Source organism: Halobacteriovorax sp. GFR8, from assembly GCF_050955245.1.
GTDB lineage: Bacteria > Bdellovibrionota > Bacteriovoracia > Bacteriovoracales > Bacteriovoracaceae > Halobacteriovorax_A.
Window position 1 is genome coordinate 34,839 of sequence record NZ_JBPBLR010000001.1, and the last position, 14,725, is coordinate 49,563.

Below are 14,725 nucleotides of genomic sequence, written 5' to 3' on the forward strand. Positions count from 1 at the left end.
AATTATGGCACGACCTAATAACACTTCCCGTTACTACTCGGGTCAAGGTATTTGCTTAATGGGCGTTAGGGACGGCGCAACGGGTAAGCCTATGGGCATGGTACCTATTGGTAACGTACCAGAGCTTACTATTTCTATCGAGCAGACCACCGAGGAACATAAAGAATCGTGGTCTGGGCAGCGTGCGGTGGACGTGGTTCTAGCTACTGAAACTACGGTAACAGTGGCGATTACTTTTGAGTCATTTGACCCAGACATGCTAGCGTTAGGTCTACTTGGTACAGTAACCAACAATGCAGCGGCTACCGAAACAGACCTAGAAGTTAAGGTGTACCTAGATAAGTGGACATACCTAGACCACGTATCGGTATCAAACCTGTCATTCAAGGACGCGGTAGACGCAGCGTTAACCTTAACCGAAGGTGTAGACGTGGAAATTAACGCCGAAGGCGGCGCGATAATGATTAAGACAGGTAATGACGACGGTATCGTAGATGGTGACACTATCAAGGTAACCTATGACTATGATACCCAGTACGACCTACAAGCGCTAACAACGGCAGCACCGGAACGTTACTTTATTCTAGATGGTCTAAACACCCAAGATAGTAACAAGCCAGTGCGTTTAGAAATATTCCGTTTACAAACGCAGCCATTTACAGGTCTAGGGTTTATCAATGACGGTATAGCGCAAGCGTCGGTGTCAGCTACCGCACTAGCAGACGCCACCCGAAGTGGTGCGGGTATTTCGTCCTTCTTCCGTGAGATTATCGCGGACTAATTAGATTGACGAAGCCTAAAAACTAGACTAAATTTAAGGTTAGGGACTTTTTGCCCCTAACCTTTTTTTGTATGTGGAGACCTCGTATGGACGATAAATTAAATATCGTAGACCTTGCGGCACTGGAATTACCGCAGGAAACTGTTAAACTAAACAATAACCAAGCATTGGTAGTCATGGGGATTCCATACAACCAACTGCTAACCGCGTTCAAGGATAACCTACATTACCTTGACTTAGCCCTACAGGGTGATGCAAACGCGGTAACCCAACTACTCGAAGACCAACCTCGTAAGGTCGCATATTTAATAGCTTGCGGTTGCGGCAATGACTCGAAAGAGGCCGTAGAGAAGGCACTAAAGATGCCTACGCAATACCAAGCACAAATCCTTGCAACAATATTCAAGCTAACATTCCCAGACGGTGAAATGTTGGGAAAGTTTATGGCAGAGCTAGAGATACTACTAAAAACAGTAGTGACCGGAGCGGTGCAGCACAAAGTGATGATGCACTTAACGGGTTCTGGCATCAAACTGCCGAGGCCATAGCGTATCTAATAACTAAGGGTCACGTTAACGCAAGGACATACACCATAAACCAAATACACGTATGGTACGCGTTAAGTAGGGAGCAAGAACGCCACCGTGACCTAAATATGGCACACATGCTTATGGTATCTGCACGGGGGGACGAAAAAGACGTTAAGTCGCTTTTTAAATTTCTTAAAGGGTAATAACAATGGCTGAAACGACAGGCGTAGCCGAGCTGATAGTACGCGTCAAGGATGAAGCCACTAAGCAAGTATCAATATTAGCTAAAGTACTAAAACAAACACTAGACCCAGACCAGTGGAAAGAGGTACAACAAGCCCTAGAAGACCTAGGGGTAGAAATAGGGGACATATCGGATAATTTTGCAGACGTTGGCAAAGCTGCCAAAACCACGGCTAAGGACGTAGCGGGCGCTGGTGATGGTTTTACCGAGTTTTCCCAAACGGTTGGGGGCGTAGGTGAATCAACCGACGAAATGCTTAAATCTATCAGAGAAGCGATTAAAGGTACCAACAGCCTAGATGAAAATATGGGTGACGTTGGGCAATCTGTACGCGCAACGGGTAGAGGCTTTAGCGAAGCAGCAGACGCTATGGAGGGCGTAGCACGACCACTAGAGGACGTAGCAGAGAACGCCGAAAACGTGCAAGAAAACTTTGATGACGCGGCGGAGTCTTCGGAAGAACTAGCGGACAACCTAAACGACGTAGAGGACGAACTAAAAGACCTAGACGACGAGACCGAAAAAACACGCAAAAGGATGCGTAAATTTAAGGATGACCTAGACGACGTTGGGGATGTTGCGGACGCCGTAGGCGGTAATATCGGTGGTATAACGGGGCAAGCGTCCCAATTGTTAGTAGTGCTGGGTAGGGTTAACCCTGTGCTAATAGGTATAGGTACCGCCCTAACCGTAGCATTTGCTGGTTTCAAGGCAGCTAACGATGTAGGTAACTACGCCAAGGAACTAAAGAACCTATCAGCCGTAGCTAACACGTCCACACAGGACTTGCAACGTTTTGCGGCGGGTGGCGAGCGTGTGGGGTTCGACCTTAAAAAATCAGCAGACGTACTAAAGGACTTTAACGACCGTATAGGTGATATGTTGTCAGGTGCGGGTGGTTCGTTACAAGACTACTTTGACGCCCTAGGGGAGAGCGTTAGCTTTACTGCTAGGGAACTGCAACAAATGGAAACCCTAGAGGCGTTACAGGCGGTTCAAAACGACCTAGAAAAGTCTAATCTACCACTAGAGCAGCAGATATTTTTATGGGAATCAATATCTGGTGAAGCGTCTAAACTACTGCCTATAATCCGCGACAACGGTAAAGCCCTAAAAGAGTTTGGGGACGCTGCCGAGGAACGGGGCGCGATACTATCGGACGAGGAGATAGCCGACGCGTTAAGGTTTAACCGTGCTATAACCGACTTAGGTAAGGCATTGGAGACTCTATGGCGTCGTATAGGTGTAGCGATTCTGCCGTTAATGGAGGACTTTGTAGACCTAGTTAAGGACGTTTCCGCTAGCATAGGGTCTGTTAATAAGGTACTTCGTGATGGTATCGACGACTGGGACGACTGGAAAAAAGCTATCATTGGAATAAACGACCTATTCGGCACGTTTTCCGCTAACGGTATAGCGGCAGAGAAGGTGCGGGACGCTATTCTAGGGGTGGACGATGCTAACCAGAGTTTAGCAGCTACCAACTTGAAGAAGCTTACGGACGGTTATAACTCAGCCGAGGATGCGGTTAACAAAATTAGGTCAAGGCTAGCACAAATGAAGACCGCAGAGGAGCTAATAAAACAACGCCTAGACGAGTCTAATTTAAGTAGGACTAAGCAGCAGAAGCTACAGGACGACCTAGCAGAGGCACAGCAAGCTATTATTGACCTAACAGCACAAGAGGGTATAGCCGTAGAGAAAGTGCTACAGGCTAAGTTAGCTTTAGACGCAGCCCAAAAAGCGTATAACGAGTCATTAAAAGAAGGCCAAGAGACGGAGATAACGCCAGTAGACCCTAACGGCGGTGTTAACGGTTTAGTACTGCAAGAATTACTAGACGGGTATAAAGCACAGTTAGCAGAGTTCTACACCGACACGGGTAAGACACTAGAGGCTAGGTTAGGGGCGGCGGCTAATGCCACTTTCTTAAACTATAAATCTGTGATAACCCGCATTAAGCAGTTAGGTGGCGAAGCTGACCTAGTTAATGCCTTAATAAACCAAGAAACCGCACGTAAGCAGTTCGACATATTATCGGCAGAGTTTGACCGCGTATCGGAAGACGTGGAACTCAGAGCAGAGAAACTAGGTAGGCAGGTGGCAAGCGGTATTATCACGGAAGCTACAGCCCAAGAGGAGCTACGCAAGATATACGGTGATACTGGCGCTACACTAGATGGACTGTTAGAGCGTATGCAGAAGCTAGCCGAACAGACGGGCAGTCAAGAACTAGCCCAGCAAGTGGAAGTGCTACGCGGTACCGTTGAGCAGTTCAAAGCAGACCTAGGTAACGAAGGCTTTATAAGGCCAGAGTGGTTAGAGAGCCTAGTAGATACAAGGGAAAAGATACAAGACATTAAAAACGAGCTTAACTTAAACGGCGTAACTATCGAAGGTTTGGATGCGGCTATGGAATCGGCAGTGGAAGACGCGGTAAGGCCACTAAATAAGCTAAAGGAAAAAATACAAGACGAGTTATCCGGCATAGAGCTGGATGAAGCCAATCTAGCTATAGAGGACGCTATAGACGTAGCAGCAGTAGACGCGCGGTTAGGCGTTTTACAGGACTTGTTTGATACTAGGGTAGACGCGTTTAACGCTATCTTATCCTCTATCAGCCTAGCCCAAGAACAAAACCTAATCACGGAAGCCGAGGCAATTAACCAGATTAAGGCCGCTTACCAGTCTATGAGGCCAGAAATAGCCAGTGTAGTGGAAGCAATGCAAACGTTAGCTAATGAGTCTGGTAGCCAAGTACTGAAAACGCGAGTACAAGAGCTTGCAAACCAGTTCACCCAGTTAGAGATAACAGTGGATAACACCACTAAAAGCATGGTGGACGACATGCTAGAAGCTGGGGCACAGGCGGCGGGTTCGGGTTTTGCGCAAGCTATAACGGATATAGCTACCGAGGCTAAGAGCTTGGGTGATGCCTTTAAGGACGTTATGAAGGGCATACTACAGTCGATGCTAGAGGTAGTGCAGTCGGTAGTTGCTAAGCAGTTCGCTAACCTAATCTTAGGTGCGGTGGCTGGCGGTGCTGGGGGTGGCTTTGGCGCTGGTGTCGGGTTCGCTGATGGGGGTTACGTTCGCGGGGCTGGTACTACTAAAAGTGACTCTATTAGGGCATGGCTATCAGATAAGGAGTTCGTGCAGCCAGCGGACGCTACGGCATATTACGGCGTGCAATTTATGGAAATGTTGCGCCGCAAAATGATACCTAGAGAGCTACTAGCGTCTTTATTAGGCGGTACACGCTCAATGCCTATACATAGGCCAAGGACGCCTAGGTTTAGTTCGGGTGGTTTCGTATCTGGTGACGTATTGTCAACACCGGACGGTGGGGCTAGGGGTAGTGACCTAAACGTAACCCTAGTGCAAGTTAAGGACGACAACGAGGCGCAAGCCTTTATCCAGTCACGTAGAGGTCAAGGCGAGCTAATCCAGTTTATGGACAAGAACAAAACCAAGATTAAAAACTTGCTTCAATAAGGAGGCACTTAAATGTTTATTGCAGGTATTGCTAAAAACGAGCGTGAGCTATTCACGCGCTTAGTGTCCGCTATGACTGGCGGCTCTACCGTTGGGCGATACGTGGTAGCAGGTACGGGTAATGGGCAGCTCCATGGATTGGAATTGCCTATTAGTCTATTTAATACCGCGATTGTTTTAACGTGTACATTAACTACCGCCAACTCGGCGGAGTTTTCGGTTACGGTAGGGGGCGCAGGTGCCCCAACAGCTAAGACCTATGAAGCATATAACTATAACGGTTTAAATTTCATGGTGGGTGTTGGCTCTACTGCGTGGCAAGTGGGGGACACTATCACTATCGCGGCGCAAGGTTCAAGTAGTGTGCCAGTGGATGCAGAAGTATACCTAGAAACCACCGCAGGTAGTATAGAGGAAGATTTAACGCTAACCTGTACAGGAGCTAGTACGGCTGGGGCTGGTGCGATATTTAACGTTAGTGGTTCAGTGTCTGGGCTAATAGGTGTGGTATACCAAGGTGCTAGAACAGAGCTAACAGGGCATACATTTACTATTTTAGACGGTGTGGACTTTAGTGTATCGGATAACATAGTTTACCCACTAAGGGCGAGTGAGCTACCAGTAGCACAACGCTGGGAGGTGCTAGAGAAAGACCTAGGTGTGATGCGGTTCGACGGCGAGGAGGCCGGACACGAGGGCATAACACGTATAGCCATGCGCGGGAGAGGTAACACAGGTAACGAAAATATCTACGCGCAGTTTAGGCACTGGGGCTTGATTGACCGCTATGTTAACTGGGCGTTTACTGGGTTTACTGGGTGGACTGATGGGATAGACCACACGCTACAACAGGGGTATATACCAGCGATTGAGCAACCAGCGATAACTATGAAACATGAGCTAATAAGCTTTTATATTAGTATCACTGGTAGACGTGTTATGGGTGTGGTAGGTAGTGGTGAAGTGTACAACCACTTTTATGTAGGGTTACTACAAGGGCACCAAGCACCAACGCATTACCCGTACCCTATGTTTGTAGGAGGTAGTAATATACCCTATGCGCTAGACGATGACTTAGAAGGCGATACAGGGTACTACCAAAAGCAAGTAGCGGTACATTCAGCATACTGGAATCCGGTAGTTTATACAGGTGGTACTAACCCAACTAGTCAAGCAGCGGTATACACCTTTAATGATACCTATGAGCCAGTAGGTGGAAAGCAGGTGGCTAACACGTTATCTACTGGGTTGAATAGCACGGACTATAACAACGTGCGTTATGGTGTAGCACCGTTTAGTTTCTTTGGTATGTCTAGGCTAAGGGCTAACTTTGACGGCACGTACACCCCAGTACCAGTGTGGTTAAGTTCGCACACGGACTCAATGAAAGCGGTTTTAGGTAGGTTTGACGGTTTGACGGCGGTTAGTTCAGATAATGGGCAACAGGCTGGTAACGTTATGGAGGCAGACGGCAACTACCATATAGTTTTTAATAACGTATTCCGCCAGAGTGCAAACGATTTTTGTATGATTGAGGTTAAGTAATGGCTTATCTAAACACGTCGGCTACTGATACTGACGACCTAATGAACGCTATAACTACTTTTATGGCGGCTAACGGGTATACGCATATAAGGACGCAGACAGAGACTCTTAACCTAGTCTCTATGCAAACTACTACGATGCAATGCCCAGATAACACGTACGTTACGTTTATCTCTACTAACACTAGCGCCAGACCGTACCCGTCGATAGACGGTACCGCAGGTGGTTACTATGATACACCTTTTATAAATGAAGGGCGTATTAACCATAACGCCGATTGGCCGTCTAAGAACGCCAAAGACGGGCGTTTTATATTCCAGCTATCCAACTATGCCGGAGACGTAACGTTAAACGAGAGGCCATGGTTAGGGGCTATTAGGCACTTAACCTACGACGTTAATAAGGACTGGTGGGAACAACCAGATGCTAAGGCATTTTGGTTAGATGACGATAACGACGGTAACGGGTTTAGCGCTAATATGTACTCGGCAATAGTGGCGGGTGACGACGTGCCAAACGTGTATATATTCATCAACACTAACCCAGACTGCGTGCATATAGTTACCGAGTACAAGCCAAAACACTACTCGCACATGACGATAGGTAATCTAGCTAAGTCACACACCTACGTGGGTGGTCAATATATTGTAGGCTCTTGCAACTGCCTAGACAGTCAGGCGGACTACTTCGGATACTTACCGTTATGTACTGGTTACACTAGAGCAGTAGTGCCAGCTAGTTTATGTTTCGGCGGGGTATACTGTGAAGGGGACGGGGGCGTGTTTTACACAGGCGAAACCATACTAGGCATGAAAGGCTGGGGTAGGGTTTGGCAAACCACAGGTATACATGTTGCTAGGACGTCAGCAGTAGACGTTAATATTAGCACCGTGGACGGTGAATATGATTCACAGGTAATGCGCTCGGAGCTACTAGGGTTACCAACGTTGCCAGCAATGACGCATAGCTTTATAGGTGACAACCCGACAGGCTCAACATTTGATAAGGTAACAGGCCAAATGGCACCAGTACCCCTAACGGCATGGTGTGAGCACGAGACCACAGGCGCAGTGTATTTGGGTTCTTGGGAACACGTAGCAGTTACCACTATGGGTAGCCTAGCGGGCAAGGAGGAGATAGTGATAGGTAGTGAGACCTATATGGTATTTCCATTAAGCACACTAAAAGCTAACGGTACGGACAACATGCACAGGGACGGTATAGATTATTCGGGTGGTAGCGTGTTTGCTGACATGAACCCGTACCCAGACGCGCACCTATTTGGGCTAGGGTTGGCTATTAGAAAAGTGGTATAAAAATGGCAGTTATCCAATACTCAGGGGTGATTACACCATCACCCCTAGATTCTGATGTGGCAGTAGGGTATACCCCAGCACCTAACCTAGTGGATGGGCTAGAGGACGTTATTACGTTCGCCTATAGGTTAGATGCGAATCAAGGTAATACGCCTACGGACAATACGGAATCTTTCGAAAACACTAAAACGTATTTAAGCGTAACGATACAAAAAACACCCCGAAATCTAAATATAGATTCGGGGCTTTCGTCTATTAACATGGGGGACGACGCGAGTAGTCCTAGTACATGGATTGTTAACCGTTTGCACTTTTTGCCGGAAGTGGTAGACCTAGGTGTATTGACTGGGTTCAAGACGACATATTTTAACGTGTGGTGTACATACTTACGACCACAGCAGTTAACAAACGTTACGCCAACCAATGCCGCAGGTTTAACACTGGATACCCAAATAAGCGTACCGTCGGATATGCAGAGCTTTGGGTACTACCCAATGAGTATTTTGTCAGACCCAGAGGGTCAGGATAAAATAGACGCAACCTTTACCTATAACATGCTAAACGGAGACACCTATGATTTAAGGGTTACGGGTCTAAGGTCGTCGGTATTTGGGTATAGGCATAACTGGGCTAGCACCTTGGTAGAGACCTACACGTGGCTAACCGGAGTTACCACAGCGGTTACGGGTGATGAGCAACGTATGCCACTAAGGTATTACCCAAGGGTGCAAGTAAACCAAGTGGCAGTTATAGCCGAGGAACAGCTAAACCAGTTTAGGGCACGTATGGCTACATGGCATAGCCAAAACTACACAGTACCGTTATGGCAGCGGCAAGTGATATTAGCAGTGCAAGCGCTTGCAAACCAGCCAGTATTAACAGTGGATAATGTAGAGCTAGGGGCTAAAGCAGGTGACCAGATAATGCTAACCCTAGGGTGGGATGACTACGAAATACTGCAAGTAGACTCGGTTACTGACACCACAGTAACGTTACAATCAGACCTAAAATCGTCATGGCGGGTAGGGTCGGTGGTTACTTTGGTGGTAGCAGGAACCTCTAGGAGTCCAGTACTAGTACGAGGGCTGACCAGTACTAAAGCCGCCCTAGATTCTATAACGTTCGATATTGCACCGGAAGATATAGCAACCTTTATACCAGCGGATAGCGGAAGGATAGGCCTGTACAATAACTCGCCTATAATGCCACTTAGGCCTAACTGGGCAGAGGATATACCAGAGCAGTATTCTAAGCCTATGACCAAAAAAGTGGATTACCAAGCGTCTAGCCCTGTGTACTACGACGATATGGAAATAGCGCAGCACCAAATAGACTGGGCATACCTAGTAGGAGGTAAAACTAATATCTCGCTTTTAAGGGAGTTCTTATTCTATATAGAAGGGCGGCACCGCAGTTTTTGGCAACCAACGTACACTAAGGACTTTAAGATAGCTAAGTTGTACGAGGCAGGGTTTAGTACTCTAACAGTAGAGAACAATAACTACATTAGCGAGCTTTGGGGGCTAGCACAATACAAGCATATTTGTGTAGAAACCCATACAGGCATTTATTACCGAGAAATAACTAACGTAAGTTTAGACGTCGATAGTAAGTTGGTGTTGACACTAGATACCCCGATAGCAGAGGAAATGGACGCTAATACCGTCAGGAACATATCTTTTTTGCAAAAGTGGCGTTTAAATTCAGACACCATAACATTGATATACTCAACGGACGCGGTTGTAACGTGCTCATTGAGTATGATTACTACGGTTGGTACCTAATATGGCATATAGTGATTATGAAGCGCTCAAGGAGGGCGCACGACCTGTAGAACTGTTTAAAGTTACTACGGCGGAAAGTTCAATACGTGTATGTAACATAGACGTAGAGGTTAGCTTTAAGGGTGAATTATACACACCAAGCAGCATACGCAGGAGTGAGCTAACAGATTCTTATGATGCAGAAGATAGTAAGATGATGTTATGGACTGGGGTAGACACGGAGATAGGCGCACTGTTTAAAACAGAGTTGCCAACGTACATGCCCACTATACGCGTGTGGCGCGGGCACCTAGTGGGGGACTCATTAGAGCTACTAGACGAAAACTCGACACAGCTATTTATAGGCAACATGACGTCACCAGCTTACAGCGATGTTGAAGCTAAAATAGAGTGTATGAGCCTAGCGTTAAGTATGGGTACCGTAGGTCTACGCCGTAAATTTTCTGGTAACTGCCCACACGTGCTCTATAAAAACTCCTGTGGCGTGCAGAGGGTAGCATTTACCAAGTACGTTACCGTAACTGGTATAGTGGGCGAAGTTATAAGCACCGACATGACCCCAGAGGAAGACGGGTACTACCGTGGGGGTCTGGTAACGTTCAGAAACTCGCACATGATGATAACCAACTATACGGGTAACCAAAACCTAACGTTATTAGCACCGATAGCAGGTCTAAAAGTTGGGGACTTGATAGAAATTTCGGCAGGGTGCGATAAGTCGGAGACAGTATGCCGAAACAGATTTAACAACTTCGGTAGGTTTGGTGGTTGGACTACAATTCCTACGATTAATTATTTCGAGACGGGGATAGGCTAATATGGCGTTTATCATTAACTTAATAATACAGATTATTATTGCGCTGGTTATATCTCTAATATTTTCCAAGCCAGTGGACAGCCACACCAAACCAGCAGGTATAGCCGACTTTAAATTCCCAACAGCGACACAAGCAAGACCCATACCAGTTTTATGGGGTACCGCGGAATTTAAAGCGCCTAACTGTACATGGGCTGGTGACTTTTATGTGCAACCAGTTAAGAAAAAAGTAAGGTCAGGTTTCACTAAGAAAAGTATAACCGTGGGTTACAGGTACCATATGGGTATGCAGCTAGTGCTATGCCTAGGGGGTACTAGGGCGACCCAACAAATGACCGCACTGACTAGGTTAAGGTACGGTGATAAGGTAGCATGGGAGGGGTTAGTATCTGACCAAGAGCTACAGCTAGTAGACAATAATAACCTTTATGGTGGTAATGAACGAGGCGGGGGTATCTACGGGTATTTTCGTTTTTATAACGGTTCAGACGACCAAACGTCAGACCCATACCTAGATAGGCAGATAGGAGCCGAGCAGCCGAATAGAGCAGGTGTGGCACACGTAGTGTGGTATGGTGCGTCACTGCGTGAGGACGTACAATTAGGTAACTTTAATTTGTTTTTACCAGTGCCTACGGGTTACGTAGCCAATAGTACCAATCTACGTACCATGTGGTTTACTGGTACTAGGTTACCGAACACACTTAACCTAACAGGGGGTATGCACGACATAACGGGAGACTGTAACCCAGCGTGTATGATACATGAGTTATTAACCGAGCCGGATTGGGGTATGGGTTGGTCAGAGGACAGTTTCGAGGTGGACGACCTACGCGCCATGGGTGAGACGTTGTACGATGAAGGCTTTGGTTTATCTATGTTGTGGGACAACGAGAAGACTATAAAAGATGTACTAGACGACATTATGCAACATATCAGCGGGTATTATTACGAGGACAAAATATCCGGTAAGATAAGGTTTGGCCTAATGCGTTCGGATTATGATACCGAGACTCTAGACCTACTAGAATCACCTACGGTAATAGAGGTGGAGGAGTTCACCCGCTCGACTTGGGATGGGTCAATGAACGAGATAACCGTAGCCTATTCCGACCCCGCTAGGTACTTCGAGTTAAACACGGTAACCGTTAATGATATTGGTAACGTGTACGTGCAAAATAAGGTAGTACCACGGACTAACCAGTACCATGGCATAACAAGTAAATCGATTGCCATTAGGGTAGGGTTTAGGGACTTGCGTATGCTGTCTATACCACTGGTTAGAACTACCTTAAAATGTACGCGAGATATTAGTACATGGCAGGTCGGTAGGGTCTTTAAGTGGTCAGACCCCCGCTACGGTATAGAAGAAATGGTAATGCGGGTGAATAAGGTAGAACGAGGAGACTACCTATCAGGTGAGGTAATTCTACACGCTGTGGAAGATGTATTTACCCGAGGAGAGACCATATTCGCAGTACCGGATGATAATAACTGGACACCACCTAACTTTGATGCGGTGGAATTAGACGACCTAGTTAATATAGAGACACCGATAGGACTATCGCTATACCCAGAGGACGCCACACCGGAGTTACTTACACTGGTGTATAACACAAGCCCAATAAACGCCGAATATAACGCGTTTTTTGGTAATGTGACTGGGGTACTAAGTGATGACGAGGCCGAGTCGGAGACGTTCACGGATTCGGCGGTAATCGTGTCGAGCCTACGGGTTAATGACCCTAGCTACTCGGCAACCAGTAACTTAATAGTACGAGGTTTACTAGAGGTACCGGAAGCAGGGGCAGGGGCTAGCCAAGAGGCACTAATATACGTTGGTGGGGAGTTTATAGGGTACGATAGCTACAGCCTAAACGCTGATGGTGACTACGTATTTTTAGGGTTACACAGGGGTCTGCTAAATACCACTATGGTGGACGCACAAGCAGGTTCTAGGGTGGCCTTACTAAACGGTGGGGGTTTCATACCACCAGTTACCTATAATGTAGGTGAAACACTATACTACAAGCTACAGCCACTAGGTGTGGGTGCATCGTTAGACCTAGATGACATTACCGAGCAATCACACTTGTTTTATGGTGAGAAAGCTAGGCCTTATGTTCTAACGGACATGAAGGTTAACGGGGTGTACGACTTTACCAACCTAGATACAGATGTAGACCTAACGGTTACATGGGGTAACAACCCTAAAGAGTTAGGCATAGCCGTGGATAGTAACGACACCAGCCAAGCTCTACAGGTGGATACTGACTACACTATATCGGTTTACTCACCGGACGGGTTACTACTAACTAACAACGTGAGCGCACTAACAGGCGCTACAGCACTAAATACGACTACATTCACGTACGCGGACTTGTACGGGGCTGGGGTACAGGCTGACCCATACGGGTGGGTTACAATTACCTCAACGGACGTTAGCGCGGCGGAGGACTCAACCTACACGGCTGTAAAAGTATTTAGCCGTTTAGAAGGTACCGTAGAACGTGATGTAGAATCAGACCCATTAGCACCTACAGGGGCAATGGTGTACTTTGATGGTAAAATGATAGGGATACGACATGGCGCATAATCTAACTGTGGCACCTTTTACAGAAGGTGAGCCGTTAGTGTATGTGGATGGTATTAATAGTGCCGAAACAGAGGGGAGCCTACATATAGTGGGTTCCCGTTTGTACCATATACGCGAAGGTGACGAGTTCGACTACTTAGACGCGGGTACGTCAACGTGGGTTACAGCTACCTACGCCTCGATAGGCCTAATAGGGTCGTTTAAGTTTCTTTACACGATAAAAATATCTACGGGGGTTTTGCTGGTAACAGATGAGGGTAAATTTATCACCATAACTACCAGTGGAGTAGAGTCCCTAGGCACGGTAGGCATAACTAGGAACGTAGTACAGGGTCAAGCGTGTGAGTTTGACGGGTTTTATTACTTCGCGGGGGTTTCCCTAGAGGTGGGTGTTAATGGCACTGTGACTAGGACGGCGTTTTATGAGGTGGTAGATAAGAGCACCTTAGCGGTTTATTTTAAAGACGTACTAGTTACTGGGCTTACGCTATGCTACCCAAGTGTATCCGCATGGGAATCTGGGGTAGGCCTAACGTTTAATCAATTTGACCCAGTGACGGCAAGATATGCCCCTATGGCATGGAGTGTTAATCTAAATGCAGTTAACGCTATATCATTGAACCAGTACTATGCGCATTACCCGCATAAGCAATTAAGCGTAGCTGGTTATCTGTGTTGGGCACTAGACGATACCATATACCGATGGAAACTAACCCTAGGTCTATTGGTATCATACGTTGCACCGTCGGGTACGGACTACTTCCAAACGGTACAATCGGCGGGGGACTACGGCCTAGCTCAAGGGTTTTATACCCCTAGCGAGGTGCTGTACTCGACTAATGCTATAGACTGGACACTAGCAGCCACCCAGATACTACCAACAGCAGTAACAAACATGGAGGCTATAACGTTCTTGAAACCGGAAGGCCTACACGTTAACAATATGGAATCTGTGGTATTCTTGGAGCCAGCGGGTGCTACGGTAGCTAACATGGAGGCCGTGATGTTTGTAAAAGCACAGACACCAGTTAGGACAGAAGTAGTTACAGTAGTCAACGGCGGAGCAGAGACCGGAGACACCACAGGGTGGACTAACACCCTAGGTACTTTAGCTGTGAGGAGTTCAAGCCCAACACCGCATACAGGTAGTTATTACTTTTTTGGTGATGCCACAGCGGCAGTAGAGGCAAACCAAGTTATTGACCTAGTAGCGGGGGGTTATATCACGGCTAGTGAGGCAGCTACCTACGATATTAGGGCTACGGTTTCTTGGTGGCAACGTAGTTTTAATGGAGAAGACCAAGGAGGGTTAGGCCTAAAAGCACTAGATGCTAGCGATGTGGTTCTAGCCACCACCAACCCTATAGTAATAGCAACTAGTAGCGGGGTATGGACACACCGCACGGAAGTAGTAATATTCCCAGCAACCACGGAAAAAATAGAAATTGACATTAGTATGCTTAGGGTGGGCGGTTCCAACTTAGACGCATATATTGATGACATAGAACTTACGTTAGATTTGTTCTAATTACATTTAGTTAGTTGCCGTTTTAACACTCAGGTGCTAGTATCTAATTAGTCTTAGGTATTGGCACCTTTGCATATTGAAAAAGAGAG

At 46.8% G+C, this 14,725-nt stretch carries 9 protein-coding genes; all 9 read left to right on the top strand.

What is annotated here, in order from left to right; translation table 11 throughout:
• Positions 1-4: 4 nt before the first annotated feature.
• The gene (locus ACRXC1_RS00230) at positions 5-781 is read left to right on the top strand and encodes a hypothetical protein (protein ID WP_433655582.1); all 777 of its coding nucleotides are present in this window, start codon (positions 5-7) and stop codon (positions 779-781) included.
• Positions 782-867: 86 nt separating this feature from the next.
• Positions 868-1,329 carry a phage pre-tape measure protein gene (locus tag ACRXC1_RS00235; protein ID WP_433655584.1) on the top strand — a complete coding sequence of 154 codons (462 nt, stop codon included), beginning with the start codon at positions 868-870 and terminating at the stop codon, positions 1,327-1,329.
• A 190-nt stretch (positions 1,330-1,519) separates the two neighbouring features.
• Positions 1,520-5,050 (top strand): hypothetical protein, encoded by a 3,531-nt coding sequence (locus ACRXC1_RS00240; RefSeq protein WP_433655586.1) that lies wholly within the window; start codon positions 1,520-1,522, stop codon positions 5,048-5,050.
• A gap of 12 nt (positions 5,051-5,062) precedes the next feature.
• Positions 5,063-6,595 (top strand): hypothetical protein, encoded by a 1,533-nt coding sequence (locus ACRXC1_RS00245; protein ID WP_433655588.1) that lies wholly within the window; start codon positions 5,063-5,065, stop codon positions 6,593-6,595.
• Positions 6,595-7,911: a hypothetical protein gene (locus ACRXC1_RS00250; RefSeq protein ID WP_433655590.1), complete on the top strand. Its 1,317-nt coding sequence runs from the start codon at positions 6,595-6,597 to the stop codon at positions 7,909-7,911. The genes ACRXC1_RS00245 and ACRXC1_RS00250 overlap by 1 nt, the downstream gene beginning before the upstream one ends.
• 494 nt (positions 7,912-8,405) lie before the next feature.
• A complete protein-coding gene (locus ACRXC1_RS00255; protein WP_433655592.1) occupies positions 8,406-9,695 on the top strand; it encodes a hypothetical protein in 1,290 nt (429 codons plus the stop codon).
• A 1-nt stretch (position 9,696) separates the two neighbouring features.
• On the top strand, positions 9,697-10,512 hold the full coding sequence (locus ACRXC1_RS00260) for a phage BR0599 family protein (protein ID WP_433655594.1): 816 nt from the start codon (positions 9,697-9,699) through the stop codon (positions 10,510-10,512).
• A 1-nt stretch (position 10,513) separates the two neighbouring features.
• Positions 10,514-13,108 carry a phage tail protein gene (locus ACRXC1_RS00265; RefSeq protein ID WP_433655596.1) on the top strand — a complete coding sequence of 865 codons (2,595 nt, stop codon included), beginning with the start codon at positions 10,514-10,516 and terminating at the stop codon, positions 13,106-13,108.
• Entirely contained in the window at positions 13,098-14,636 is a 1,539-nt protein-coding gene (locus ACRXC1_RS00270; protein WP_433655598.1) for a hypothetical protein, read from the top strand. Before ACRXC1_RS00265 ends, ACRXC1_RS00270 begins: the two co-directional genes overlap by 11 nt.
• Positions 14,637-14,725 lie beyond the last annotated feature (89 nt).